General features: G+C 42.6%; 22 protein-coding genes and 1 riboswitch. Of the genes, 9 read left to right on the plus strand and 13 right to left on the minus strand.

Annotation, left to right across the window (positions count from 1 at the left end):
- Positions 1-9: 9 nt before the first annotated feature.
- From R7Z50_RS05660 to metA, 5 genes are all read right to left on the minus strand, one after another.
- The gene (locus R7Z50_RS05660; protein WP_318148943.1) at positions 10-3186 is read right to left on the minus strand and encodes a response regulator; all 3177 of its coding nucleotides are present in this window, start codon (positions 3184-3186) and stop codon (positions 10-12) included.
- 155 nt (positions 3187-3341) lie between these two features.
- The gene (locus R7Z50_RS05665; RefSeq protein ID WP_137281931.1) at positions 3342-5498 is read right to left on the minus strand and encodes a GGDEF domain-containing phosphodiesterase; all 2157 of its coding nucleotides are present in this window, start codon (positions 5496-5498) and stop codon (positions 3342-3344) included.
- Positions 5498-6427 (minus strand): phosphate/phosphite/phosphonate ABC transporter substrate-binding protein, encoded by a 930-nt coding sequence (locus tag R7Z50_RS05670; RefSeq protein ID WP_213915756.1) that lies wholly within the window; start codon positions 6425-6427, stop codon positions 5498-5500. Before R7Z50_RS05670 ends, R7Z50_RS05665 begins: the two co-directional genes overlap by 1 nt.
- Before the next feature lie 267 nt (positions 6428-6694).
- Positions 6695-7420 carry a type IV pilus biogenesis/stability protein PilW gene (gene pilW / locus R7Z50_RS05675; RefSeq protein ID WP_017820928.1) on the minus strand — a complete coding sequence of 242 codons (726 nt, stop codon included), beginning with the start codon at positions 7418-7420 and terminating at the stop codon, positions 6695-6697.
- Between the two features lie 179 nt (positions 7421-7599).
- Positions 7600-8541, minus strand: a complete 942-nt coding sequence (metA, locus tag R7Z50_RS05680) for a homoserine O-acetyltransferase MetA (RefSeq protein WP_005377792.1) — start codon at positions 8539-8541, stop codon at positions 7600-7602.
- Positions 8542-8881: 340 nt separating this feature from the next.
- Between metA and R7Z50_RS05685 the strand changes: the two genes are divergently transcribed.
- The 3 genes from R7Z50_RS05685 to R7Z50_RS05695 all read left to right on the plus strand — a co-directional run bounded on the left by R7Z50_RS05685 (position 8882) and on the right by R7Z50_RS05695 (position 11098).
- On the plus strand, positions 8882-9268 hold the full coding sequence (locus tag R7Z50_RS05685) for a DUF6559 family protein (protein WP_005377791.1): 387 nt from the start codon (positions 8882-8884) through the stop codon (positions 9266-9268).
- A 123-nt stretch (positions 9269-9391) separates the two neighbouring features.
- Positions 9392-9727, plus strand: a complete 336-nt coding sequence (locus R7Z50_RS05690; protein ID WP_169644527.1) for a DMT family transporter — start codon at positions 9392-9394, stop codon at positions 9725-9727.
- A 420-nt stretch (positions 9728-10147) separates the two neighbouring features.
- Positions 10148-11098 carry an LpxL/LpxP family Kdo(2)-lipid IV(A) lauroyl/palmitoleoyl acyltransferase gene (locus R7Z50_RS05695; RefSeq protein WP_085569628.1) on the plus strand — a complete coding sequence of 317 codons (951 nt, stop codon included), beginning with the start codon at positions 10148-10150 and terminating at the stop codon, positions 11096-11098.
- A 70-nt stretch (positions 11099-11168) separates the two neighbouring features.
- Here the strand turns inward: R7Z50_RS05695 and R7Z50_RS05700 are convergent, their stop codons facing one another.
- A complete protein-coding gene (locus R7Z50_RS05700) occupies positions 11169-12641 on the minus strand; it encodes a carboxypeptidase M32 (protein WP_005377788.1) in 1473 nt (490 codons plus the stop codon).
- Positions 12642-12864: 223 nt separating this feature from the next.
- Between R7Z50_RS05700 and R7Z50_RS05705 the strand changes: the two genes are divergently transcribed.
- On the plus strand, positions 12865-13500 hold the full coding sequence (locus R7Z50_RS05705) for a LysE family translocator (protein ID WP_017820932.1): 636 nt from the start codon (positions 12865-12867) through the stop codon (positions 13498-13500).
- The gene (locus R7Z50_RS05710) at positions 13500-14066 is read left to right on the plus strand and encodes a hypothetical protein (RefSeq protein WP_005385713.1); all 567 of its coding nucleotides are present in this window, start codon (positions 13500-13502) and stop codon (positions 14064-14066) included. The genes R7Z50_RS05705 and R7Z50_RS05710 overlap by 1 nt, the downstream gene beginning before the upstream one ends.
- Positions 14067-14184: 118 nt before the next feature.
- On the opposite strand, the gene R7Z50_RS05715 is transcribed toward R7Z50_RS05710, so the two are convergent.
- Entirely contained in the window at positions 14185-15561 is a 1377-nt protein-coding gene (locus tag R7Z50_RS05715; protein WP_005377785.1) for an alanine/glycine:cation symporter family protein, read from the minus strand.
- 122 nt (positions 15562-15683) lie between these two features.
- Positions 15684-15783: riboswitch (glycine riboswitch) on the minus strand.
- Between the two features lie 527 nt (positions 15784-16310).
- Here R7Z50_RS05715 and R7Z50_RS05720 point away from each other — a divergent pair.
- Both R7Z50_RS05720 and R7Z50_RS05725 read left to right on the plus strand, forming a co-directional pair.
- Positions 16311-16469 carry a hypothetical protein gene (locus R7Z50_RS05720; protein WP_005377784.1) on the plus strand — a complete coding sequence of 53 codons (159 nt, stop codon included), beginning with the start codon at positions 16311-16313 and terminating at the stop codon, positions 16467-16469.
- A 31-nt stretch (positions 16470-16500) separates the two neighbouring features.
- A complete protein-coding gene (locus R7Z50_RS05725; RefSeq protein WP_017820934.1) occupies positions 16501-17235 on the plus strand; it encodes a chromosome segregation ATPase in 735 nt (244 codons plus the stop codon).
- 89 nt (positions 17236-17324) lie between these two features.
- Here R7Z50_RS05725 and R7Z50_RS05730 read toward each other — a convergent pair whose 3' ends face one another.
- The 6 genes from R7Z50_RS05730 to proV all read right to left on the minus strand — a co-directional run bounded on the left by R7Z50_RS05730 (position 17325) and on the right by proV (position 23741).
- The gene (locus R7Z50_RS05730; RefSeq protein WP_005377782.1) at positions 17325-17708 is read right to left on the minus strand and encodes a hypothetical protein; all 384 of its coding nucleotides are present in this window, start codon (positions 17706-17708) and stop codon (positions 17325-17327) included.
- A gap of 99 nt (positions 17709-17807) precedes the next feature.
- Positions 17808-18173 carry a VOC family protein gene (locus tag R7Z50_RS05735; protein WP_005377781.1) on the minus strand — a complete coding sequence of 122 codons (366 nt, stop codon included), beginning with the start codon at positions 18171-18173 and terminating at the stop codon, positions 17808-17810.
- A gap of 146 nt (positions 18174-18319) precedes the next feature.
- A complete protein-coding gene (locus R7Z50_RS05740) occupies positions 18320-20269 on the minus strand; it encodes an LTA synthase family protein (RefSeq protein WP_054576468.1) in 1950 nt (649 codons plus the stop codon).
- A gap of 194 nt (positions 20270-20463) precedes the next feature.
- A complete protein-coding gene (proX, locus tag R7Z50_RS05745) occupies positions 20464-21471 on the minus strand; it encodes a glycine betaine/L-proline ABC transporter substrate-binding protein ProX (protein WP_005385703.1) in 1008 nt (335 codons plus the stop codon).
- Entirely contained in the window at positions 21464-22549 is a 1086-nt protein-coding gene (gene proW, locus R7Z50_RS05750) for a glycine betaine/L-proline ABC transporter permease ProW (protein WP_005377778.1), read from the minus strand. Before proW ends, proX begins: the two co-directional genes overlap by 8 nt.
- Positions 22550-22553: 4 nt before the next feature.
- Positions 22554-23741, minus strand: a complete 1188-nt coding sequence (gene proV, locus R7Z50_RS05755; RefSeq protein WP_005377777.1) for a glycine betaine/L-proline ABC transporter ATP-binding protein ProV — start codon at positions 23739-23741, stop codon at positions 22554-22556.
- Positions 23742-24179: 438 nt separating this feature from the next.
- Between proV and R7Z50_RS05760 the strand changes: the two genes are divergently transcribed.
- Positions 24180-26060 (plus strand): DUF294 nucleotidyltransferase-like domain-containing protein, encoded by a 1881-nt coding sequence (locus R7Z50_RS05760; RefSeq protein ID WP_005377775.1) that lies wholly within the window; start codon positions 24180-24182, stop codon positions 26058-26060.
- Complete coding sequence (locus R7Z50_RS05765) at positions 26060-26806, plus strand: 3'-5' exonuclease (RefSeq protein ID WP_005377774.1); 747 nt, start codon at positions 26060-26062, stop codon at positions 26804-26806. Before R7Z50_RS05760 ends, R7Z50_RS05765 begins: the two co-directional genes overlap by 1 nt.
- The last annotated feature ends 28 nt before the right edge of the window (positions 26807-26834 follow it).

Raw genomic sequence — 26834 nt, forward strand, 5'->3', positions numbered from 1 at the left:
AGAATCCACCTACATTGCTTGTTCAATTTGATACAACAGTTTTTCTTTGCGCACAGGCTTTGGTACGTAGGCATCCATTCCTGAATCAAAGCAGCGTTGAATATCATCATCAACGACGCTTGCTGTTAATGCGATAATGGGCGTCTTAGCTAATCCTTTACTCGCTTCATAAGCTCTAATTTGCCTAGAAGCTTCAAACCCATCCATTATGGGCATCATGCAATCCATCAAAATAACATCAAACTTTCCATCTTTTTGGAACATTTCGACTGCAATTTGTCCGTTTTCTGCGACTTCGAATTGATAGCCTGCTTTAGATAGCAATAGAGAAGCCACTTTCTGGTTCACTCTATTGTCTTCGACAAGCAAGATACGTTCGGAGCGAATAGGCGTTACCGTTGCTTCTGGTTGCTCTGAACTCGCAGGTAGTTTATGAGTTGTATCGAGAGTAGTGTTCTCTTGGTGTGGTTCAGCAGGCGTCGTGTTGGAAACACGTAACCCAATTGCCTTATCTAACTTCTCTTTAAGCAATCCTGCTTTAAACGGTTTGGGCACATAGTCATCCATTCCAACGTCAAAGCATTTTTGTATATCGTCATCGACCACACTTGCCGTTAGAGCAATAATCGGAATTCTGAAAGCGCGTTTTTCTTTTACTTCTATTTGACGAATTATTTGGGTGGCTTCAAATCCATCCATTACGGGCATCATGCAGTCCATTAAAATTAGGCTGTATTGATTCTGTTGAAATTTCTCAACCGCTTCTTGTCCGTTTACTGCGACATCAAAGTCGAAGCCAGCTTTTGTGACGTGTAGCCCCGCGATTTTTTGATTGACCGTATTGTCATCAACGACCAAAATTTTCGGCAAAGATTTAACATGTTGCGCTGAAATGCTCTCTTGTTGTGCGTGCGAGAAATTTGCCGCACAACTTTCAAGTGCTTTAATTAAGCGCTGCCCTAGTAGTGGCTGAGTGACCAAGGCGCTGATACTGTTTCTAAAGTCGAATTGTGGGCTATGAAGGTGCTTGATGAGGCAGACACGAATGTTTCGTTTACAAAGGCTTTCTATCTCATCGATATGCATCGCCGCTGCATTTGGTGATGCTTCTACATGAATAACGATAACGCGCTCGTTATCAATCCACGTTGGCAACGCACTTAAGGTATCTACTGACTGTGTTATATTGATGTTGAAAAAACTTAACTCGTTACGCAGTTTTTGTTCTAGTTGAGTACTGCTGCATACAATCCATATGTCGTTGTGATTCAGAGCGTGATAAGCGTTAAACTCTTGAGTCACAACAGGAGCCGTTAGTTCAAAGAAGAAGCGACTGCCTTTACCTTTCTCGGATTCAAGTTGAATTTCTCCACCCATTAGCTCAACTAATTGCGTGCTAATGGCAAGCCCAAGTCCAGTTCCCCCAAATTGTCGGGTAGTAGAGTTATCCTCTTGGGCAAATGGAGCAAATATTTTCTTTTGCTGCTGGGCATCAATACCAATCCCAGAATCTTTAACGGAAAACTCGATGACCGCTTCACCATTTTTTATTTCGCGGGTGATGACCGATAGCTCTACACTGCCTTGTTCGGTAAATTTTACCGCGTTAGACATGAAGTTCATGACAACTTGGCGTATACGATGGTCATCCAACATTACGTGGTAAGGCGTGTTACGGCTAATGTTGACTTGCACATCGATGCCTTTTTCCTTTGCTTTCGGTGAAATGATAGAAGCAATGTCATAGATAGACTCTCGAACACAAGTTGAATGTGGGCTAATGAGCAACATCCCAGATTCAATTTTTGAGAAGTCTAGAACGTCATTAATTAAACTCAAAAGCAGTTGGGAGGAGGTTTCAATCGTATCGACGTAATCGCGTTGTGTGGCAGTCAGGGAAGTATCGGATAAGACTTCAGAGATACCAATAACGCCATTTAGCGGCGTGCGGATCTCGTGGGACATGTTGGCCAAAAAGCTACTTTTGGCTTTACTCGCCTTAATTGCATCATCTTTTGCTTGTTCTGCATCTTCTTTAGCTTGTGTGAGCTTTAGTCTGGACAACATCCGCTCATCACTAAGCTTTTTTACCTCTCGAGCAAACTTACTCAGCTCGTCTTTACCCTTTATTAGTTGAGCAAGAGGTGAATTTTCAGTGTTACTTTGTTCATTGCTTTCGTTACTGAGAAATTTGAGGACTAGATTCAAGTTTCCAGTAACTTTTCGCACCAATCTTAGCGTTAAACTTACGACCAACAGCGTTAAAAGGCTCATCATTGCGATAAAGGTAAAGCGGTGCTGTGTCGTCGTGTTGATTGTCTTTGATATATCATCACTCAGCTGCTGTTCCATTTTGTCGTCAACACTTTGTAATAACGATAAGCGTTTGTTGAGTGCAGATAACCCCGCATCAATCTCATCCGGGGTTAATGATTTGAGTTGAGCTGGTTGCAATAAATAAGCACGAAACTCTTGGCTTTTGATAAAGACTTCACCCGTAAACGTCTCAATGAGCAGATCTACTTGTTGTTGATTGGCATTTAGCGTCACAAAACGCTCTAGAAATAGTTGTTGGTTCTGGATTAAAGATTGGATAGAAGCCTGTGTTGTGAGGTCATACTCGTTATTTTCCTCTGAAGATCGAATCAAATATTCGCTTAATCTATGCTCTTCAGTGGACCAAAACATCAACCATTCAAGTTGCATCAAAGAAGAAAGGTGAGTGTTTGTTTCATAACTCACATTTCTAAAATAGACTTTGTCTAAGCTCATGAGGATTTCTTTGAACGTATCAGCGCGCCACTCTGCCGCATCTAACTTTTCTTCTTGATTTTGCGAAGAGAGCATCGAGAGGGTTGCTTCCTCAAAGCTTGTCAACTGGTTTAGTATCTCAGCGTTTTCACCGAATACTGGTGCTGCAGTGTCGCGTAACAATTGAGATATCTGCTGAGTTTTTAGTTGCTTATCTATTACATCAGGGTTATTCGGTAGGTGATAAAGCGAAGATACGCGGTCTATGTAGACAGAGAATAACTGTGCTTTTTGTAGTTCCTGAGCCTGGATAGAAAGGCTTTGTACATGTTTACCCGCGAGGACAAGCAACAATAAAATTGGCAGCAAAACCAACCCAAATAGCTTTTGTTTTACCGACAGGTTGTTCCAAGAAAAGATTCCTACCACGCGCATTTCCATATCCAAGAAGTTGATATGAAAAGTGTAGTTTATTTATCTCAGATGTTAGATTTTAAGAGAAAATTCATATTAATGAGGTGGGGAAGTGTGACCGATATTGCATTACGAGTACTAACGCGCTAAGCGGCAATAGTTAACAAAACGGCGTTCTAAGCAAAGTGATTGACGCTTTGAGCGCCACTCCCTCGTTGGTATTCAAATGCAATCAATTCCTCGGCAGGTACAGGTCTACCTAAGAAAAAACCTTGTACGACGTCACAGTGGAGAGACTCCATTCGTGTGAGTTGAGTTTGAGTTTCTACGCCTTCGGCGACTACTTTCATTCTTAGGTTGTGAGCCATGGATACAATCGCGCGAACTAATGAATCGTCTTGATCGCTTTTTCGAATTTGAGCGATAAATGAACGATCAATCTTGAGCCCGTCAAAAGCCATATGTTGCAGGTAGGCAAGGGCAGAATATCCTGTGCCAAAGTCATCTAGCCAAACTTCCACTCCGATACTTTGTAGTTTTTTAAGCACATATTGAGCTTTCTCTGTATCATCAATAAAAAGTGACTCTGTCACTTCAACATGAATGGTTTGAGGGGCGACATCATGTCGTCGTAAATACTTAGAAAATAATTGACTTAAATCTTGGCGATAGATTTGTCTTGGGGACAAGTTTAATGCGATGTGAAAATCAGTACCGAAATGTTCTGCCCACATTGCCCGCTGAGCAACTGCTGTCTCAATGATATGTTCTCCAAGCTCCAATATTAAATCACTTTGCTCTGCGATCGGGATAAACGATTCTGGACTGATATAACCTTTCTCGGGATGATTCCACCTAACCAATGCTTCGACCCCAATTAGGCGATAGGTTTTTAGATCAAATTGTGGTTGATACCACAGCTCGAATTGAGACAAGTCACGTACTGAACGACGCAGTTCTCGTTCTATGTATAAACGTTGTTTAATCGTTTCATCAAACGTGGAATCGTATATCGTCATAATGTCTTTACCGCGTCTTTTAGATTCCTGCGCCGCAAGAGAGGATAGCTGTAAAAGAGACTCAGCGTTTGAACCAAATTCTGGATACACAGCAATTCCGAGGCTTGCCGTAATTTGAATATCGTTCTCTTCCAAACTAAAGGGAGAGAGTAGTTGGCGATGAATAGCGTGTGCTTTTTCTCTAGCTTCATGATTGTCCGAGCACGGAAAGGCCAGTACAAATTCGTCCGCACCTACTCGACTTACGATGGTAGAAAGGCGGTAAAGCGGCTTAAAATAACTCGGCAAACGGCCTTGAAGCTCTGAAGCAAGATGGCCTAGCAATTTATCCCCAATGTTATGTCCGTAGTTATCGTTAATGTGCTTAAAGTCATCCAAGTCAATAAACACAACCGCAAGTGAGGGAGATTTGTGGTCAGTTATTTGCGTTTGAATATCAATGAGTAACTTTTCTCGGTTTGGCAGGGAAGTCAGAATATCGTGGTATGCCATGAACTCAACTCGGCTGGTGTATCGGTTCACTTTGTTTGACATTTTGTTGTACGCCGAAATAAGTTCTCCCACTTCATCTTTGCTTTGTATGTCGGTGACTGGCAGCGCTTGGGTATTTGACTCTGAAAATTGATCTTTTAGTTGCTTGAGTGGCTTAGTTAACGACCGCCCCAAAGCATAAGCGATGATGCTACCGAATAGAACGGATATCCCACTGATCGTTAGCAGCAAGTTAAACATCTTCTGTTTATCGTTTGAGGTAATCGCTTGGACTTGTTCAATGTTCTGTTCTTTCTCTTCCAGTAGATGTATCAAGTTAAGCTCAAGATACACCGCCCCAAGAGTAATGTTTGATTGCTGAATCGGCGCTGCGATCTCCAACTGATGCTTGGAAAAGGAAACGAGAGTTCTAGATTCTTCTATTGCTTTCAAAATAAAAGGAGAGCGGTAATGAGGTTGGGCAAACATCCTTAGCTGAGTAGTACCGTCGTGAAAGATTAGCCCTTCATTGTCAACAACATGTATTTTCGAGACATCTGGCTGGCTCAATGTTGCCTTAATTTGCTCATACGCTTGACTGATATTGTCTGTATAGAGTGGATCAAAAAGCTGTTTTGATAATAGCTCTGCATAAACCAACCCTTTTTGCTTAACGTAAGATTCTGTTTTTTCTTGAGAGTTGTTCGTGATTTGTTGAGTTAAGCTATTTGAATACGCATCGTAACCGTGCATGTATAACGCAAGATTTATCACCACAACAAACAAGACAACGAACATTGTCGAGCAAATGTATTTGGTTTCGAGTGAGAGCTTTTGAAACATCAATCCACCTTCGGTAACAAGTGAACTGACTTGCGCACTGTACTTAAGGAGGCTCGCATTTCTGGAGTAAGCGCGCTGAATTTTTTGGTGTTCTGAAACTTTTTAAGTGCGAGAGAGCCTTCGTGAGTTGTATCCATATCAAGCAGTATGGACGTGATTTTACGCTGTTGCTCTAGGCTCATGCTTGGAGAAGCGAGAATTAAATCCCTGGGTATTTCAACAGAACGAGAAAAAATCGCGAGTTTGTCTTTCATGTTCTCTGGCAAATCTTTGGGATTGTTCCAGTTGAAGTTACTGAATGCTCCTGCTGCAACTCTCTGTTTATATACCCATACAGATAGGTTGATTTCATTTGACTGAGCGAGTTGCTCATCAAGGAATAAATAACCAATACTGTCTTTGGCCGGTTTGTCATCAGGAGAGGGAAGGTATTGCAGTTTTTCTCCGTGATTCAGCAATGTAATCGCAGGTAGGTAATAGCTGCTGGTAGACGTGCGCTTTTCGAAAACAAGCGTTTTTCCGCGCAGGTCAGAAAATGACTCAATGCCACTCTCTTTATTAGTAAAGAACACCGTATGATATTTTTGCAGGCCTTTTTTCCATCGTATAGCAAGAACTTGGCTATTAGACTCCTTTTCTAAGGTCATCGCATTAAAGGGGGTCGCCGTTGCAATTTGAACGGTGCCATTTTCAAGCGCAACCGCGAGCTGACGATAATTTTTAAATACCTTTACTGCCCCTTTTGCGTAACCATATTCAGACATATTTTCAGTTACATACTGAGTAAGGGGCGTCGCTTTTTTGATTTTGCTTTGGGCTTTATTGGACACAATGCCAAACGTGAATGTTTTCTCAATATTTTCTTGTGCACTGACGACAAAAGGTGAACTCAGCAAAGTGAGTAATAACAGAGTGCAGGCAGGTTTCATCCGGCTTCAACTTCCTTCTGGTGCATGTCAGTAGTATTTAGTATTTATCAATGTGCCGAAATCAATCTTAAAAACAGTATGATGTACAAATTTCGTTGTGTGCGCACTTTTTATAATGTGACTTGGTCACTTATTCCGTTCAAATAGTACCGAATTTGACGTTTATGTACAGGATGAATGTATCACCGTGAGTCTGAATTCACTGGATTCTTGGTCAAGCGCTGTATTGGCTGTGAGCTAATGCGCCATCTGTATCGCTATTTTGTACTAAGAAAATTTTTCCAATTGTTTTTGATACTTTTTCTCGAGAGCTTCATTGCCTGCTGCACGTTCAAGTTGAATCATGAGTTGCAAAGAGGGCTTCTTCACGCCATACATTTGATTGAATCTCATTAATCGAATTCTAGCTTCAGTATAATCACCGCTATCAATTTCTATTTTAGCGAGTTGCAAAATCGATTTTGGTCTATGGGGATCATGATCGATGGCTCTAGTAAAGTAGTATCTCGCTTTGTCTTTATCTTGTGATTTTAGAGCACAAAAAGCTGCATTCTCATAGCTCGCTGGAATAAGGTAGTAATAAGGCTGCTCAATGGCTCGATTAAACATCTGATCGGCTTTTTCGAAGTCACCTCGCTTGCAAAGAAAAGTACCGTAGTTATTGAGCACATTTCCGTTTTTAGTGTGTTGGCGTAGAGAGCGTTTATACATCTGTTCGGCTTTAATATCTTCACCAACCGTTTCGTAGTAGTGAGCCATAGATAATTGCGCGCGATAGTATTGAGGTGCGTGGTTTAAGGCTTGTTGTAAGTTATCATGCGCGCGAATCATGTTACCGCCGTCTAAATAACCTAGGCCAAGTGCGATACGTGATTCTGCCATTGCCACAGGATCGGCTTTAACGACAGGGCTTCCATCTTCTTTCACCGTCACGCAACCCACGAGTGCAAACTGAGACAATAATATTAGTGCACCGAGCTTTGCTGTTTTCATTCTTTATCCCTACATCCCTGAATCTTTCTGCATGATATGAATTACTTAGCAAAAGCCTATTGAGGAAAAAACACTATGCGATCAGGTTTGCAAACTGTTATGAAAAAGCCGCCATATGGCGGCTTGGTTCACATATTACATTTCGGTAATGATGAGTGCTTTGTTTGCTTATTTTGAAGCTAATCGTCTTTAGTGAAAGCATCTTCACTGAAGTGATCGAGGTCGTACGGTGTTTGCTGATAAACACAGTAGTTCAGCCAGTTTAAAAAGAGGAGGTGTCCATGGCTTCTCCAGCTTGCAATTGGTGGGTTATCTGGGTTGTTGTTTGGGTAATAGTTGACAGGAATAGCGGGCTCCATACCTTCGCTTAAATCTCGGATGTATTCATTATGTAAAGTGTGAGAATCATACTCAGGGTGTCCTGTGACAAAGACATTTCGTTTGTCTTTTGTGGTGGCCAAGTACACACCTGCGACATCCGATGTCGCTAAAATGTCTAAGTCAGTATGCTCTTCTAGAAAGTGAGGCGAAAAATCTGCGTAACGCGAGTGAGGAGCCAAAAACGTGTCATCAAATCCGCGTAAGATAGGGTGAAACTGATGATGGATTTGATGATGATACACGCCTGAAAGTTTTTCTTTACGCGTTTTTTTAGGTAGATCGTAGAGTAGCTTTAACCCTGCTTGCGCAGCCCAGCAAACATAAAGAGTGGATGTCACATGATCTTTTGCCCACTCCATGATGGTTTTGAGATGATCCCAATAAATGACATCTTCAAATTGCACCAAACCTAATGGAGCCCCAGTAATGATCATGCCATCGAAGTTTTTATCTCGCACCATTTCAAATTGGCGATAAAACGTGTCTAAATGTTCAGTTGGCGTATTTTTACTCGGGCGGTTATCAATGCGCAGTAATTCGACGTTAACCTGTAGTGGGCTGTTTGAGAGTAGACGCAGAAACTGAGTTTCAGTCTCTATTTTTTTTGGCATCAGATTAAGGATCAGCACTCTTAAAGGACGTATTTCCTGACTCGCTGCACGCGTTTCACTCATCACGAAGATGTTTTCTGTCCTTAATACATCGGTAGCTGGTAATTGATCTGGAATTCTAATTGGCACGACTTTCTCTCCCTAAGCATAGTCAATCTAGACGTCTATACTTCTAAAGCTAACTTAATTAAGTTTAGATGTCGATACGAAATCCGACTTTTCAATCTACTCTTTACATTATGGTAAACCGTACTCGGGGTTGTCACACAATTGTGACTAAAGCAGAGTTTCTGATGAGATAGGTTTGAAACGCAGTGTGTACTATTTGCTGGTAATTATGCGATCACGTTAATATGTGAAGGTGACTTCGTAGTAAGGAAGTCTCAAATTAATGAGCCATACTAAAAACAATCAGCTCACCATTTTGCATTAATGTGCATGTTTGGAAACATCGTCAGTGGAGGACATTATGTTCGGTATTTTCAAGAGAAAGACAAAGATTCAGAGCATCGCTCAAGAAGTTCCTTGCGTGCTACTGCATTCGTTTGGTGATAAAGACATTTATACGCCGGAAGAGATTGATCAAGCTCTTCAAAAGCTGGGTTATGATAAGAGCAAGGATATCAGTCATTATCAGTATGCGTATGGAATGTTTGCCGATGAAGCCTCTTACGAGCTCCTAGAACTAACGGATGAGCTAGGTAATTATGGTCATTTCCAACGTGAAGTAGGTAAGATGCTACTCAATACACCTGAGCCGATTGATATGCATATCTACTTTGAAATTTCTCGTCAGCACCAAAACGTCAGCCTTTCACCTGGTCATCAAAAAGTAAGCGAAAGTGATGGTGTGTAAACATCGTTAGTGGTATTCCATCGTGAGATGAGTTGGGTATAATGCGCGGCCTAATTATCCGGACATGTTGTCGGTTACATTTCTGTTGAGCGTTAATGCCTTATGTTCAAAATGCTTGTCTCTATGCCACCAATGTTGGCGCTGTCGATAGCGATTGTATGTGAAGTGATTGCCACTTCTTATATTCCCAAAACAGAGCAATTTACGAAAGTAATGCCGAGCACAGTCGTTTTGATTGGTTACGGCATCGCTTTCTTCTTGCTTTCCGTCACAGTGCAAACAATGCCTGTCGGGGTTGTTTATGCCATATGGAGTGGTGCTGGGATCGTTTTGGTTGCGACGGTTGGTTACTTTGTTTACGGACAGCGTCTAGACTTACCAGCCCTAGTTGGTATTGGGTTTATCATCGCTGGTGTGTTGATCGTAAATTTATTATCCAAAACAGTAGGGTACGAATAACGCCACTCTACTTGTTAAGTGAATAAGAAGCCGCAGCGAGAAATTGCTGCGGCTTTTTAGTGCAAATTCAATCGCTAATGGCGAGTATTGATATGATGTCTTATTGTTGCATTCATCACGGTCGCATTATGTGATTGAAAAACAGGCATTATTTAGCGCATTGAAAATACAAAGTTATGTTTCTTCAAACTTTAGGAAAGGGCAGTAGATAAATCACTCCGATAGATGTTAACGTGGCGACTCATCTTCACTGCTTTTTCATTCCCTACATATTTCTGCAAAGTTCTTATTGTGTAGTGTGTCGAAGAACCATAGAATCCGCGCGCTTTAATTTATGTTATTAGCGTTATCAATGATAAAAGTGCAGTCCATTATCATTGTTTTTATCACTTATAGATGGGCACATCTGACAATACTTACATGAACAAATACAAAAAGCCTGCATTCAAGGCCGAATTTCTTTTGCCTCGTTACTGGGGAACGTTAATTATCATTAGCGTGATGTACTTACTTAGCCTCCTTCCTTTTAAAGTTCAACTAGCTTTGGGACGCAACATTGGTCGTTTAGCTATGCGACTCATGAGAAAACGTCAAGTTACGATCAGACGCAATCTTGAGCTTTGCTTCCCTCATATGGAAAAATGCCAACGCGAAGCAATTCTAAAAGACAACATCGACAATACTGGCATCGCACTTTTTGAGACCGCAATGGCATGGTTTTGGTCAGATAAACGGGTAAACAAACACGTCACGATAAAAGGCATGGAGCATCTAGAGGCTTTAGAGAAGTCAGGCAAAGGTGCATTAATGTTGGCCGTACACTCAATGAATCTAGAGTTAGGTGCTCGAGCTTTTGGCATTAAAAAGTCTGGAACCGGTGTTTATCGCCCAAACAATAATCCGTGCTTTGATTATTTTCAGTATAAGGGACGCTCTCGCTCTAATCGTACACTGATTGATCGTAAAAACGTCAAAGCCATGCTTGAAGCACTTAAAACGGGTGAGCGGGTTTGGTATGCACCGGACCACGATTATGGTAACCGACGCTCGACATTTGCACCGTTATTTGCCGTTAAAAATGCTTGTACTACGACAGGTACAAGTTTGTTGGTTGATTCTACAGATTGCGCCATTGTGCCTTTTACGATGGTAAGAGGAAAAGACGGACACTATACCCTAACCATTAGTGCGCCCGTCGAAGGTTTCCCGAAAGAGGATCATCAACGCGCCGCCGCATTCGTGAATCAAATAGTTGAAACATCAATCATGGCAAGTCCGAGTCAGTATATGTGGCTTCATCGTCGGTTTAAAACTAGACCAGAGGGTGAGGACTGTTTGTACAAGCCTAGGCTCATCCCTAGCTTGGCATAACACATAGAGAGCCTACAAAAAGCCCAAGGAACGTACGAACCTTGGGCTTTTACTTTCTATTCTTTTCGCTTTATAAGTAGCGATCTTTTAGGTGAGCTTGAAAGTGTTTAGCATTCAGTGTTTCACCCGTGGCTTGTTTTACCAACTCATCAGTGGTGAATAAGCTACCTTTACTCCAGATGTTTTCCGAGAGCCAATTGAATATCGGAGCTAAGTCGCCAGAACGAATAACCGCATCTACATCGACGGTTTGTTTCATTGCTGCCATAAATTGTGCAGCGTACATCGCACCGAGCGTGTAGGACGGGAAATAGCCAAAACTTCCATCTGTCCAATGGATATCTTGCATACAGCCATTTTTGAAGTTTCCTTCGGTTGATAGCCCCAAGTACGCTTTCATCTTTTCGTTCCAGAGTTCTGGTACATCTGTATGTTTGATTACGCCGTTCATGAGATCTCGCTCAATTTCATATCGAAGAATAACGTGAGCAGGATATGTGAGTTCGTCAGCATCTACGCGAATAAAGCCTTTTTCTACGCGAGTGTAAATTTTGGCTAAATTGTCTTTTTCGAATTCACTACCAGAAAAATGGTTAGAAGCCAGTCGAGCGAGGTGATCGATAAACGCGCTGCTTCGTCCTATTTGCATTTCAAAGAAGAGTGATTGTGATTCATGAATACCCATAGAGCGAGCTTCTCCCGCGGGTGTTCCTGATAAATCTTTTGGTAGCCCTTGCTCGTATCGAGCATGGCCAGTTTCGTGGACAATCCCCATCAATGATTGGACAAACTCGTTTTCATTATAACGTGTCGTAATACGCACATCTGTCGGTACACCGCCACAAAATGGGTGGGTACTCTCATCAAGTCGACCGTGTTCAAAATCGAATTGAAGCAGTTTCATGACTTCCAAACCGAGCGCTTTTTGCTTTTCCGCAGGGTAGTGTGCAGTTGGCAATAAGATGTTGTCTGATTGTTGTTTTTCAAGCGCTTCATCGATCAAAGTAGGAAGCCAGGTTTTCACGTCAGCAAAAAGAATGTCTAACGACGCAGACGTTGTGCCAGGTTCATAAACATCGAGCATGGCATCATAAGGAGTCGTGCCATTTGCTTCGGCTCTAATTTGCGCTTCTTCCTGCGATAGCTTTACGACTTCAGCCCAGTTCTTTTCAAAACCAGCCCAGTCATTTTCTCCACGTTGCGTACGCCATGCATGTTCACATTTGGAGCCAGCAAGAGATTGAGCTTGAACTAATGATTCTGGTAGTAAGTTAGCTTGCTGCCACCCACGCTTCATTTCTCTTAGGATAGATTTTTCTTTTGTAGACAGCGTCTCTTCTTCTGCCTGAGCGAAAAGCTCTCCCAAGTGCGGTTGAGTCATTAAAGAATGGATATGTACATCGAGCTCTGCCGTGGCATTCGATCGTGCTTCAGCGCCACCAGGTGGCATGACCGCTGCTTGATCCCAATCTATGATGGCAGATAGATGCTCAAAATTTGCCACTTTTTTGGAATGTTCAACGAGTTTTGTAAATGCGTTCATGTGACTACTCTTATTCTTTTGTTCTTTCCCTAAACACCCGATAACGGGTCCTTCATATGGTGTTGCACTAAGCAACCTGCGTTAATTTACTAATAATTAACAATTAACTCCAACCCATTGTCCATAAACTCACCCAGTTGTATAGCTCTCTTAAAAAAGAAGCTTGCGAATCTTGTGGATTGGCGGTATTGATGAAGGATTGACAATTAATTATCACGATAATATGGATATTTTGAATTTCGAGGCATTTATTATTGCCATTACGATTTTAACGTTAACGCCAGGTTTAGATACTGCACTTGTTATCCGTAACACTAGCCGATCGGGCCTAAAAGATGGATGTACAACCAGTCTAGGGATTTGCTTTGGCTTATTCGTACATGCTTTTTTTTCTGCGGTTGGTATCTCGGCGATTCTTGCGCAATCTGCAGAGTTGTTCCAAATCGTAAAAATGATTGGCGCAGCTTATCTTATCTGGCTTGGTTTGAGCAGTTTAAAAGCGCTAATGTCGTCGAAAGATGGATTGACCGTGACCGAGCAGATTCACGAAGTGTTTAATGGTAAGCGCTCTTTTAGAGAGGGCTTTCTTTCTAACGTCTTGAACCCGAAAACGGCGGTCTTCTATTTGGCTTTCTTGCCACAGTTTGTGAATCCAGAAGGTTCACCCTTGCTTCAATCAATGATGATGGCATCTGTACACTTTGCTATTGCGATGGTTTGGCAGTGTGGTTTAGCTGGCGCGCTTAACTCGGCTAAAAATCTACTAAAGAATGCAAGCTTTATGAAGTGGATGGAAGGCGCGACGGGCGCAGTATTAGTCGCACTTGGTGTGAAGTTATTAATTGAAAAACCCGTTTAATGCGTAATATTTATCGATTGTTGATACTACTCGCTGTATTTATTGTGGGGATAGGTGCCGCTGTCGCTTGGCATACGTGGCCACAAGTACAGTTTGCGCAACGCGGCATGATCTGGTCTTGGCACTGGGGCTACTTCGAGCCTTTTGCTAATGGAATACAACAAACGCGAACTCAAGACACTAAACAGTTATTGCTCAGGCGTGTGTATTTGCATGACGCTATTGTCGTTTTTGTTTCGACAACTATGGACAATAAATTTGAGGTCGACGTTGTAAAAGAGCAAACCTGTGAACCTAAAACGACGACTTGGGCTTCGGTCTCTGTCAATCATCAACGTGTCAGGCATGTACCTATGGTGTGCGATGCGTTTGGGCAAGGCTACTTTTATCGCTACATCGGGAAACATCTGGAATCGATTGAGGTTGGTGTCGGCGACTCGTTTGTAACAGAAGCATTTTTAGACTGGCCGCTATCAGAGTTGAAAGCGGATCAATTCAAGCAAAAAAATGCGAAGTTTTTTGAAGAACGTGGAGAAAACGTTGAGCATCAATGGTTGAGAGATTAACCATTTAACCGAAGATAAATAAAGCCCGCTAAATAATAGCGGGCTTTATGTTTTTACCATTTCTAATGTGCTTTGCTCTCTGTGACTGACAGTTTGTGACCGCAAACCTGCCGTTTCACTAAGCTTTCACTGCTTCAACTTCACCTGATTGCGATGTTGAGCTAAAGAACAGTTTGGTTTCTGCCAGTACGACGTGACGCAGTGCGATCAAACCAATTAAGTTAGGAATTGCCATCAGACCGTTTACGATATCAGCCAGTAGCCAAATCATATCGAGGTGAAGGAATGCACCAGATGCCACCAAGCCGACGAAAATCAGTTTGTATGGAAGCACAGCTTTAGTTCCGAACAGGAACACAACGCAACGCTCACCGTAGTAGTTCCAACCAAGAATGGTGGTAAAAGCGAAGAACATCAAACCGATTGAGACGAGCATAGGGCCAAATGTATCTGCATTTAAACCCACCGCAAAAGCATGAGTCGTCATCGCGGCACCTGCAAGGTCACTTTGCCATGCACCGGTCAGGATTAGAGCAAGGCCTGTCATGGTACAAATAATGATGGTATCGAAAAAGGTACCCGTCATTGAAATTAGGCCTTGTTTAACACAAGAGTCTGTCTTCGCTGCTGCTGCTGCCATAGGCGCGCTACCCAAACCTGATTCATTTGAGAACACACCGCGAGCGATACCTGATTGGATTGCCAACATGATGCTTGCACCTAGAAAACCACCAGTCGCTGCTGTTGATGTAAAGGCTGAAACCAGCACTAATTCAACGGCATTGAACAATTGGTCTGCATTCATGATGATCACGCTTAAACACGCCAACACATAAAATACAGCCATGGTAGGAACCACTTTTCCTGCAACGTTAGCAATGGATTTGATGCCACCCAAAGTTACGAAAGCAACCAAAAGAGTTAGTACAAAGGCAGATAGCTCACGGTTAACACCAAGAGATATCTCACTTGCATCCAGAATCGCGTTTACTTGTGGAAACGTACCGATACCAAAACAAGCAACACCCAAAGCAAACACTGCAAACATGATCGCGAGAGCTTTTGAGCCAACACCGTATTGCAAGTAATACATTGGGCCACCAATCATTTGGCCTTTATCATCGACTCTTCGATACTTAACCGCCAACAAACATTCGGCGTATTTAGTCGCCATTCCGAAAAGGGCAGCGAGCCACATCCAGAATAGAGCGCCTGGTCCACCGAGTTTGATTGCTGTGGCAACACCAACAATGTTACCAGTACCAATTGTTGCTGAGAGTGCAGTACAAAGAGCTGCAAAGCTAGAAACGTCACCTTGAGTATTAGATGACTTATCTTTACTGAATACCATCGCTAGCGCTGTTGGGAGGTGTTTAAACTGGATCAAGCCAAGGCTAAAAGTGAAGTAAACACCTGTACCCACTAGCAAAATAAGCAGCGGTGGACCCCAGACAAAATTATCGATGGTTTGTAGTAAAGATTGTAGGTTGTTCATGATTTCCCCTTAATAAAACAACTAATAAGGAGAAGAGGGAAAGGACGAGATCAACGATCTCTAAAAGAACTAAGCTATTGGTTGTAGGCGGGAAGGCCAAGCAAAATAGTTAGGTTGTAACTTTCCACTCCTCTGTCCTTTTGCCTGAGAGTTTCACCTTGCGTGAGTGCAAGACTTGCTCCTTCGGCGACCGATTTAACGGTTCTCTCCAGAGGTTCCTCCAACTACAGTCCCCGCTACCTAGGTAGCACCTGAAATAGTTAATTCTTCGGCGAGTTATGCTAATCAAATGTTAAAATTTGATTAATAACCACTCTCCTGCAGTCTTCATCGGAACAATTACTCAATTAAATGAGTAAAGGTTAGTTAATGATGCTGGTCATCATTAACGTGTGAACTTTATCATGTTTTTGGTCCATTTCAACACCCTATGTCAATTTATTCTTAATGAAATAACCTCATCTATTTTCATGAAGGTATGTTTGCCAATCTTTTTGTGCGAGTCACGGCATAAATAAAATTTATTGGGTTAGGGAATGGAACCCAAAAACACTTCAGAACGATAAATGTGTTTCGATTGTTACGACATAAGTTATTCAATTAAGGACACAAAATTGATTAAAATCGGAGCACTTATTTTAAAATCTACGCTAAGTTGACCTTATGGTACGTATAAATGGGTTACAATGAACCTTTGTGAAACAGTCTACGGACCTAGGCAGTTTTTCATGAGTGGACAAGGAGGCGGTATGACCAGATTATTAGCCATTGCGGTGTTGATTGCAGTAGCATTTGTGTTGTTTCGTTATCGAACCAATGAAAAAGTCCAAAAAGCGACCGTTATAACATTAATTGGCGCATTTCTGATTTATACAGCATCAATTATGTTTGCGGAATTGATCCGCTAGCAAAGTAAAAGAGTCCTTGGAGTAGTATACGGTGAGTTCTCAGAACAAAATGGAAGAGCAAGACGACGTAGTTGTCATTGAAGAGCGTGACAAACGTACGCATATCTATATCGCAATCGCTGCGGTGTTAGGCTTGGCATTTGGTGGCCTTGTTGGATCGGTTGTCACTGCGAACAAGTGGGAATCGACTTACCACGTATTAGAAGAAAAGTATCAAGCACTAACGCAAGATAAAACCCAGTTGGCATCTCAAGTAAAAGTGCGTGAAGAGGCGCTTGACCAAGAAATACAAAACCAAGTTAGTGAGTTACTCGCCGCGAAAGATGAAGCTCATCAGAAAGCACTTAAGAAGTTGCAAAAGCAGTTGACTGAGGTCGAGAAGGTCAACTTGTCACTAGAGTCTCAATTGAAGCAGCAGGCAGATAAGATCAACACGACGAAGTCAGAAAATGAGAAGTTGAGTCGTCAAGCGGATATGCAAGCGACTATGTTTGAGCGGTCCCGCGAAGTATTCCAGAAAGAGCTAAAAATTTCGCAAGAATTAGAGTCTCTCGAGAAAGAACGGTCGAAATTATTACCTAAGATTGAGAAACTCAAGAAAGAGTGTGACGTATTTTTAGAAGGCAAATCTTGGGACGTGAAGTCGGACGCGTGTGATAAACATGATGAAGCTAATTCACGACTAAGTCAGGTCGATCAAATGATTGAAGTCTATAAAATGGACCTCAAACAAATCAAAGCAATAACGGAAGATATCGGCCTTTAAGTCTTTTGTATCCGGTTTTGAAAAGCAAAAGGAGCTCTTTAAGAGCTCCTTTTTCGTTGTTAGCTATGACTTTTAGCCTGTCGCGTATATTAGATTCGTGAGGCGTCATAGCCTGAGGCGAGCAGGAGCTCTCGTTCGTGTTTAATCAGCTGAGCTCGATCTTCAATTAGTTCATTGAGTGCTTGAGATGGCTTACCTGCTAATGCTTTGAACGAAGCAAAAGATTCCGCGGTGTCGATTTTATCAATCATCTGACTGATGACATTACGAGCCTCACACGGGTTACTCGTCGTTGTAAAGTATTCTACTTGCTTTGCTGCCGATTTCATCTCAGTTAATAGCTCAAGCGGGCTACTTTCTTTGGCTACTGCCATGTAGTTATCCAGCACGCGCTTTGCATAAAGCAGTTCTTTGAGGGGGATATCTCTTCCGCTCTCGATTAGGGATTCGCTAAGGATCATACTTGAGCTCATGGGCATTCCTTCTTATTACTACGCCGCTTTTGATGTTTCCTTGAGTCTAATTTATTGAAGTCACATTGGGAATGGGTAAAAAGCATTTTTAACGCATTTTTATTCATTTATGAAAACGCGAATGCGATGCTTATCTGGATCGATAGCCATAAAATTTAACCCATACACTGATGTCGCTGGTGGTTGAACAAACTCAACACCTAGGTCTTTCCAGCGCTTGTAAATGCGCTCTAGCATATGACTATTGGGCACCGATAAAGACAACTCGGTGCCACCACCTCTAATTCCGCTGTAGGGTGAAAGATTATCTCTTTGCTTGAGTGTCAACGTTAAGCCTTCGGTCAGTGGAATAGCGGCGAAGGTTGGAGACAACTGCGTGACTTTGCGTTCGAACAGTTTCGAATAAAAAACTTGGCTTATGTGGATGTCCTCAACGTAGAGAACGAATGAATTGATAGTCAGCATGGTTTGTTCCTTAATCAATTAGAAATAGTAGGGGCAATCTAACGGAAAGGAACGACAGGAGTTGTCAGTAGAACATTCTCGAAGGTAAGTGACAGAATAAGAAAAAGGAGCCGTTTAGCTCCTTTTTATCAGCGGAATCATTGGTATTAATGAGTGTGTTTGGAAGAATACCAGTTGTTTTGATACGCTTTAGATGCAAATAATGCGTTTGCTTTTGCACGCTCGATAATAGATTCGTCCACCTCTAGCGGCTTCATGGTTTGGTCTTTAAAGTCGTACGCCAGGGTCGATATCTTTTCACCAGGGGAAAGCACAACGAGATTGTCGCGCGTTAAATAACCAAAGTTTTTGTCGTATTGCATCATTGCGCGTTCATCTTCGCGAGCCAGTGGCTTCGTTAAATCACGACCAATCATCGGTGTTTTAGCATCTACCCCAATCAGAGATAACAGTGTAGGCGGCATGTCTATGTTGTTTGCTATGCGGTCATCTTTACGTGGTTGAATGCCTTTACCAAGGATCAATGCTGGAATGTGAAAGTGCTTAACTGGAACAAGGTTAGCGCCAGAAACACGTGCATCATGATCTGCAATTACAATGAAAATGGTATCATCCCAATAAGATGACTTTTTCGCCTTTTCAAAGAAAGTGCCCAAAGCGTAATCGGAATATTTAACGGCGTTGTTACGCGTCATATATTCTGAATCGTATGGCTCAATTTTGCCTTTTGGATACTCATAAGGGCTATGATTACTTGACGTAAAAACTAAGCTAAAAAAAGGTTTGTCGCTTTTTGAAAGGCGTTCAAACTCTTCGTTTGCTTTGTTATATAGATCTTCATCACTAACACCCCAAGAGCCAACAAAGCTTGGGTTGTTATAATCGTCTTCTTCTACTATTTGATCAAAACCGTTACCAAAGAAGAAAGTTTTCATGTTGTCAAAGTTGGCTTCACCGCCGTAAATAAATTGCGTGTGATAGCCTTGAGCTTTCAGTAAGTCCGCGATGGTAAAGAAACCCGTTTGGCTTTTACTCAGCTTCACTACCGCGCGAGACGGAGATGGAGGAAAGCCCGTGGTTACGGCTTCAATTCCACGAACAGAACGAGTACCAGTGGCGTACATTTGTGTGAACTGCCAACCTTCCTTCATGAGTTCATCAAGGTTTGGTGTTAGAGGCAAACCACCCAAAGCACCGACAAATTGGGCGCCTAAGCTTTCTTGTAGCAAAATCACTAAGTTTTTATGTTTACCTTGGTAAGTCGCGGGGTTACTGTTCATGGTTGGGAGTAATGAAGGGGTGAAGTCGGACTTTGTTGATGAAGTGCGAACTAATTCCAACATCTTTTGAGTGTCCATTTTTCCGTAGAACTGCTCAGCACTCTTTTCTGACTTCATGCTATTAACCGCAAACAACAATGAGTAAGATGAGTTCAGTGCTAAGTCGTTAAGCAGTGGATCGTTAGAAAAGGCGACCATAGCAGGATTTAGCGGGCGGTGACCTAAAGATGAGCGAGCACCAGCAACCCCAAAAAGAACAACGAACAGTGCCAATAGTGGTCGCCATTTCCAGTTGACCTGCTGCGCCTTATCGGTCAGTTTCTTACTCCACTTCCAACCTAAAGTGATGGTTAAAACTGTACCTAACGCACCAATAAACAGTTCTAATTTGTAGCCAGTCCAGAGCATACTCAAGACTTCTTTTGGGTAGATTAAGTATTCCACAAACAGGCGGTTTGGACGTAGGTCGTATTCCTGAATGAATGGCGCTGTTGCGAGCTCCATGTATACAAGCACCCAAAGCCCTAAAACCATCCATATGCGTAATATTCGCTTCCAACACTCTCCCATCTTACCGGTTAATGGCATGAAGGTTGAAAACAGTGCTGGAAGAATAAATAACCAGCAAAGCGTTGCAATATCTACGCGCAAACCTTGACCTAGGATGTAAATTAAGTCGTTTAGAGAGTCAATACGGTCAATCTGCCAAAAAGCTAGCAAAACTCTTGAGATAGACAGAAATAGAAGCGAAAACAAAGAAAAGGCAGCAATTGGCTGCAAAGGCCCCCACACAGAGCTCCTTGATAAGTTTTTCATATTTATTCGAATAGTTTAATTGTTATGTTGTGTTGTTTTTAGCAAAGCAAGCGTGAAATAAACGTGAATTATAATGTGGGTTTATGGTCGAGTAGTGTAAGTGTTGGTATGTCTATGTAAGGGGGAGGGGCGTTTGTGTAAAAAAAGAGCCAGTTGATAACACCAACTGGCTCTAGAGGTTGATAAAGGCATGATTACATTGCGGCTTTCTTCGCTTCTTCGACCCATGCGTCGAACTTTTTCTGGTTCGCTTTGATCCAGCCATTTACATGAGACTCGATGTCCGCTGAGCTGTTCTTACCTTGGCTCATCATCATATTCTGAGCACTAACATCATTGATATTTAGTTTGATGATTTCAAACAGCTTTGCAGCAGCAGGGTTGTTTTCTGTAAACTCTTTATTGGCAACGATGCGCATAGAGTTCATCTCGAAGCCGTAGTTCTTACCGTTCTCTAGTGTCGTATCAATGTCCTTACGCTCACCAGGAAGTGAAGAGAATGGCACTTCTAACCACACAACATCTTTCCCTGGAACTAAAACGCCACTTACCCAGTACGGTGTCCAAGTGTAGTAAAGAATCGGATCGCCTTTTTTGTAACGTGAGATCGTATCAGCGATAATCGCTGCGTAGTTACCTTGGTTGTGTGTTACTGTGTCACGAAGTTTGAAAGCATCCAACTGATGCTCAACAACCATTTCACAACCCCAACCTGGGTTACAACCAGTTAAGTCCGCTTTGCCATCGCCGTTTGCATCGAATAGCTTCGCCAATTTTGGATCTTTTAACTGACCAATGTTCGTGATGTTATATTTTTCCGCGGTTTTCTTATCGATCAAATAACCTTGCGCAGCACCACTTACGTATTGGCCTTTACGGAAGAACTTATCATCACCGCCAGACATCGTGTACTTATCGGCGTGAAGAGGGAACCAACCAACCGCTAAGAAAGTAGCATCACCTTTAGCAATAGAGGTGTAGCCTACGTTGTAGTCCACTTCTTTGGTCGGTTTAACATCGTAACCAAGCTCTTCAAGTGCGCGGTTTACGATCAACGTTTGAAATGTTTCTTCTGCAACGGTTGATTGAACAGGCTGAACAGTGACACCTTCACCCGGTAGTTCACTTGCCACACCATAAGTTGAAAATGCGATAGTACTTAGAGCTCCAACAGAGAGCGCTTTCTTCCATGAATTATTCATTGATGTTTCTCCTAAGTTTTAGATCGTCTTGGTTCGTCTTTGTTTTCAGTTTTAATAGGTATGAAACAGGACCTGTGTGATACCAGCGAAGTTTAGTGTTGCCCGCATTAACCCCTAACACCTGGGTGATACGGTCTAACAAAATCGCAAGAATAACGATGCCTAAGCCACCAACGGCAGCAAGACCCATATCAAGTCGGCCAATACCACGAAGTACCATTTGGCCTAAGCCGCCAACAGCAATCATTGAAGCAATCACTACCATAGAAAGTGACAGCATTAAGGTTTGGTTTACACCTGCCATGATGGTTGGTAACGCCAACGGTAACTGGATGCGATAAAGCATCTGTTTTTTGTTTGCCCCGAAAGAGTGGCCAGCTTCGATAAGCTCTTCAGGTACTTGCTGAATACCCAAAATAGTCAGGCGCACAACGGGAGGCAGGGCGAAAATGATCGTTACTACTACGCCAGGAACGTTACCAATACCAAACAACATAACAATTGGCACAAGGTAAACGAACGCGGGAGTCGTTTGCATTGCATCTAATATTGGCCTAACAAATTTGGCAGCGGTTTGGCTCCTTGCCAACCATATCCCCATTGGTAGCCCTATAAGCAAACAGAAGAAAACGGCGGTTAACACCAGTGCTAGCGTTGTCATCGCTTGTGACCACGCACCAATTAGGCCGATGAAAACAAGGGATACAAGAGTAGAAAAACCAAGTTTTACATTGGAAAACTGCCACGCTAGCAAAAATAAAATGAGTACCATTATAGGCGCAGGTGTAGACACCAAAGCAGTTTCAAACGACGTTAGAATAAAGTCGATTGGAACTCGTATTGCTTGGAAAACAGGTCGACCATGTTCCACCAGCCAGTTCAAACCGGATTCTACCCAGCTATCGAGGGGTAAAACCGCATCTTGGAATGGGTTCATAATATCGAATGGCGCTTGCTCTACAGTTTCTGAGTTGAGCCAATCATTACTTGGCGCGGCCTCTGTACCTTGCGACCAAGGATCATCTTGCGCAGGAGCAGTATTTGACCAGGGATCATTGTTAGTTTGCTCTGAAGACATCGTGTTAATCCTTATCTAGTGTTTGTAGAAGACGTGATTTAGTCACGACACCAAAGTAAGTTCCTTTCTCATCTACGACAGGCACGGCATAAGGAACACCAGCAACCAGACCCAAAATGTCATTAATTGACTGATCAGGCTGAAGAGTAACTTCATCCGGTAATTGAGCACTGGCTAACGAACGGTTTTCTTTATGAGCCAAACGTAGTGAATCAAGAGATACGATGCCGGAATATCGGCTAGATTTATCGACGACAATGCCGTAATCACGGTCGTGATCCATCAGAATCTGCATCGCAGAGCCTGGACCGTCATTTTCCGATTTCTTAAAAACAGCCGCTGGCTTCTTGCGCGCGATATCTTTTGCTGTCAAGACACTTGCGATGTTTACGCCGCGGAAAAACGCTTCGACATAATCATTTGCTGGACTGTGTAATATTTCATCAGGTGTACCAACCTGAACAACCTCACCGTTTTGCATGATGGCGATACGGTCGCCAATGCGCATTGCTTCATCCAAATCATGAGAAATGAAGACAATTGTGCGTTTGTCATCGTTCTGTAGACGAATAAGCTCATCTTGCATCTCAGAACGGATCAATGGGTCTAAAGCGGAAAACGCCTCGTCCATTAATAGGATGTCTGGATCACAAGCTAACGCCCTCGCCAAACCAACGCGCTGTTTCATACCACCGGATAATTCGTCAGGGAAAGATTCTGCATAAGGGTCTAAACCCACTCTTTCTAAGGCGGAAAGGGCACTTTTCTGACGCTCATTAACATCGATGCCGGCCAGTTCTAAACCAAAAGCGGCATTTTCAATCACCGTCATGTGTGGCATGAGTGCGAAACTTTGAAACACCATTGAGATATTATTACGACGAACTTCTCGAAGTTCATTCTCGGAGATGTGGGCGATATCTCTTCCTTTGAGATAAACACTACCTTTAGTCGGCTCAATGAGCCGGTTAAGAAGTCGAACAAGGGTGGATTTCCCGGAGCCAGAAAGGCCCATGATTACGAAAATTTCCCCTTCATTTATGGTGAGAGATACATCGTTTACGCCGACTGTTAAACCTGTCTGTTCAAAAATACCGTCTTTATCGACGCCTTTGTCGATAAGCGAGAAGGCTCTCTCTGGGTCTTCTCCAAACACTTTATACAGTCCCTTAACTTCCAGTATGGGATCCATGTTATCTGTCCTTTTTCGTGTGTTTATAACTGTTTAACGATTTGTACTCTAATTAATTTTAGTTCAACTTTCAACGAAAGGGGGTTGGTTAACTAGTTCTTCCGTGCATAGAGAATTCGTTGAGCAAGGTATGTTCAATTCTTATTTTTTATATTTAAAACAATTGCTTGTGATGTGTTTTTATCCGCCATAACGTTTCCCTGACGTAGGGTTGAATTTATTTTGAATTTTTTTGTACATTTCAACTCAACTCGCTTGCATAGATATAAGCTGTGATAGCTTAGAACTCTACATATAAAAAGGTTAGAGCTCTAATTTTTGGTTAAGGCTTGGTCCTGTGAAATCGGTTAGGTACTGTTATCCTTAGATTTATTTATTGCTTGATTTCACTCAGGGTGATATTTATCGCTGTAGTTTAGGCAACGTATGGAATAAAAAATGGAAGCCGAACAGTTAGAAGTGCTCAATTTCATTAGCCAGTACCCACCTTTTGATGACCTACCTGAAGAGCAGCTTAGAAAAATTGCTCTCAATGCCGAGGTTGCATACTTTCGGCAAGGAACAAAAATCCTTAACTTCGGAGATACGATCCGCGACTTGTATATGGTGAGAAGTGGGGCGGTAGAGATTTATCGACGTAAAGGTGAACTTTACAACAGGATTGATGCTGGTGGACTGTTTGGTCAGATGGGGTTGTTGATGAACAACCGCGTACGTATGCCAGCCAAAGCGATAGAAGACACTCTCGTTTACTGTATTCCGGAAAACATCTTCAATGAACTTTGTGATGAGTTTGAAAACTTTGCGGACTACATGGAACTGGAAGATAGCGCGCGTTTGCGAAGCGCAATATCTAGCCGCTCCGAAAGCAATGACTTTACCACCGCTAAGGCACGTAAAATCTTAGCAAGAGATCCAGTAACTCTGGAGGCAACGGCTTCAATTCAGGAAGCTGCGATACTAATGGCAGAGGAAAATGTCACCTCTCTGCTCATTATTCGCCCGACAGAGGAGCTCACAGAAGAAGATGATGAACAGCTGCTTGGAATATTGACTGATCGCGATCTTTGCATTCGCGTACTAGCTCAAGGTATTGATACCAATATTCCAGTGAGTGAGGTCATGAGTTATGACGTGGTTTCATTGGATTATAACGCCTATGTGTTTGAGGCCATGTTAACCATGTTGCGTTACAACGTGCATCATTTACCAATTTTAAAAGATAAAAAGCCGATAGGAATTATTGGCATGACGGACATCGTTCGTTACGAATCTCAGAACAGCCTATTGCTAGTGAGCTCTATTTTTCAGCAAACCAGTGTCGAGGATCTCAAGCAGGTTTCTGAACAAGTAAAAGACTGTTTCGTAAGAATGGTCAATGAAGATGCCAACGCGCACATGATTGGTCGAGCCATGTCGGTTATAGGCAGTAGTTTCAAACAACGCCTCGCTGAATTAGCTGAGCAAGAGTTCGGCCCAGCGCCCATTCCTTATTGTTTAGTCGCAATGGGTTCAATGGCGAGGGATGAGCAGCTAATTGTAACGGATCAAGATAACGCCCTTATTCTCGATAACAGTTATGACGTTGAGATTCACGGAGAGTACTTTGAAAAGTTTGCTAAATTTGTTTGTGATGGTTTAGCGGCATGCGGCTATGCTTATTGTACTGGAGACATTATGGCTACCAACCCAGAATGGCGAAAAACTCGTGCAGAATGGGAAGAATGCTTTGGAAACTGGATAGACAATCCAACCCCTGAGAGATTGTTAAATAGTAATATCTTTTTTGATCTCCTCGGTGTGCATGGGCGAGTGAAATGGGCGGAGCAATTAAGCAGCTTTATTGTGAGACGAGCGAAAAGAAATAACCGCTTTCTTGCTTGTATGGCGTATAACGCAATACGTAGGACGCCTCCACTGGGCTTTTTCAAAGACTTTGTGATGGAGAAAGATGGTCGTCATCGCAACTCGATTAACTTGAAGCGAAGGGGGACGGCTCCGTTGGCCGATTTAATACGGGTGCATTCTCTGGCAATCGGTTCGCGATCGCAAAACTCTTTCGACCGTTTAGATGACATTAATGATGCTGGCATTTTACCGAAAGGTCGAGGTTTGGATTTAAGGGATGCGATGGAGCTAATCTACATGGTTCGAATTCGTCACCAAGCCCTTGATATAGAAAATGGAGAAGAGCCAGACAACAATATTGAGCCGGAGAACATGTCTGAATTTGAACGTCGAAACTTAAAAGCAGCATTTCAAATTCTAAGTAACGCTCAGAACTTCATTAAGTTTCGATACCAGAGAAGTAGCAAATAATGTGGTTCTCAAAAAAAGTAGAAAAAGAACAGCCGTTGTTGGATACATCCCAGACGCCAGAGTGGTCAATGTTGTTCAAACAACTCGCTAAAGAAGCGAAAGACCAGAGGCTCAAACGCTATTATTCGACACCAATGGTTAATGGGGAAACACCAATTGAACAAGTGCCATTTGTCTCGGTAGACTTTGAGACAACAGGATTGAACTCGGAAGAGGATGTCATTCTCACGATCGGACTTGTGCCGTTTACTATTGATCGTGTTCAATGTAATGGCTCTGCTCATTGGGTCGTTAACCCAAACAGAGAGTTAAACCACGAGTCTGTCATTATTCACGGTATCACTGACTCTGAGGTTAAAAACGCGCCGCAGCTGTCTCAGATCTTGGGTGAAATATTGGATGCGTTGTCAGGCAAAGTGGTTCTCGTTCACTATAAGAACATTGAAAGGCAGTTCTTTAATAACGCCTTGCTAAATAGCATCGGAGAGGGGATACAGTTTCCTGTTGTTGATACGTTAGATATTGAGTATGCGATACAGCGCCGTGAATGCAGAGGTTTTATCAATAAGTTGAAAGGCAAGAAACCCGGTTCTGTACGATTAGGGCACGCTCGTGAAAGATATGGCCTCCCTGCTTATCAACCTCACCATGCCCTGACGGATGCGTTAGCAACTGCGGAGCTGTTTCAAGCACAACTGCAGTATCACTTTAATCGAAACATGCCAATATCTTCGGTTTGGCAATAGGCGTTATTTATGGTGAAAACAATAAAAT

The sequence above is a fragment of the Vibrio sp. 1249-1 genome (assembly GCF_033340495.1).

Coding starts and splice junctions, on each gene's coding strand:
- R7Z50_RS05700 (WP_005377788.1), bottom strand. CDS start 12,641: ATGAACGCATTTACAAAACTCGTTGAACATTCCAAAAAAGTGGCAAAT.
- R7Z50_RS05660 (WP_318148943.1), bottom strand. CDS start 3,186: ATGCGCGTGGTAGGAATCTTTTCTTGGAACAACCTGTCGGTAAAACAA.
- proV (WP_005377777.1), bottom strand. CDS start 23,741: ATGGATCCCATACTGGAAGTTAAGGGACTGTATAAAGTGTTTGGAGAA.
- pilW (WP_017820928.1), bottom strand. CDS start 7,420: ATGAAAACAGCAAAGCTCGGTGCACTAATATTATTGTCTCAGTTTGCA.
- proW (WP_005377778.1), bottom strand. CDS start 22,549: ATGTCTTCAGAGCAAACTAACAATGATCCCTGGTCAAATACTGCTCCT.
- proX (WP_005385703.1), bottom strand. CDS start 21,471: ATGAATAATTCATGGAAGAAAGCGCTCTCTGTTGGAGCTCTAAGTACT.
- R7Z50_RS05765 (WP_005377774.1), top strand. CDS start 26,060: ATGTGGTTCTCAAAAAAAGTAGAAAAAGAACAGCCGTTGTTGGATACA.
- R7Z50_RS05715 (WP_005377785.1), bottom strand. CDS start 15,561: ATGAACAACCTACAATCTTTACTACAAACCATCGATAATTTTGTCTGG.
- R7Z50_RS05740 (WP_054576468.1), bottom strand. CDS start 20,269: ATGAAAAACTTATCAAGGAGCTCTGTGTGGGGGCCTTTGCAGCCAATT.
- R7Z50_RS05720 (WP_005377784.1), top strand. CDS start 16,311: ATGACCAGATTATTAGCCATTGCGGTGTTGATTGCAGTAGCATTTGTG.
- R7Z50_RS05710 (WP_005385713.1), top strand. CDS start 13,500: ATGCGTAATATTTATCGATTGTTGATACTACTCGCTGTATTTATTGTG.
- R7Z50_RS05670 (WP_213915756.1), bottom strand. CDS start 6,427: ATGAAACCTGCCTGCACTCTGTTATTACTCACTTTGCTGAGTTCACCT.
- R7Z50_RS05730 (WP_005377782.1), bottom strand. CDS start 17,708: ATGAGCTCAAGTATGATCCTTAGCGAATCCCTAATCGAGAGCGGAAGA.
- R7Z50_RS05695 (WP_085569628.1), top strand. CDS start 10,148: ATGAACAAATACAAAAAGCCTGCATTCAAGGCCGAATTTCTTTTGCCT.
- R7Z50_RS05705 (WP_017820932.1), top strand. CDS start 12,865: ATGGATATTTTGAATTTCGAGGCATTTATTATTGCCATTACGATTTTA.
- R7Z50_RS05690 (WP_169644527.1), top strand. CDS start 9,392: ATGCCACCAATGTTGGCGCTGTCGATAGCGATTGTATGTGAAGTGATT.
- R7Z50_RS05665 (WP_137281931.1), bottom strand. CDS start 5,498: ATGTTTCAAAAGCTCTCACTCGAAACCAAATACATTTGCTCGACAATG.
- R7Z50_RS05735 (WP_005377781.1), bottom strand. CDS start 18,173: ATGCTGACTATCAATTCATTCGTTCTCTACGTTGAGGACATCCACATA.
- R7Z50_RS05685 (WP_005377791.1), top strand. CDS start 8,882: ATGTTCGGTATTTTCAAGAGAAAGACAAAGATTCAGAGCATCGCTCAA.
- R7Z50_RS05760 (WP_005377775.1), top strand. CDS start 24,180: ATGGAAGCCGAACAGTTAGAAGTGCTCAATTTCATTAGCCAGTACCCA.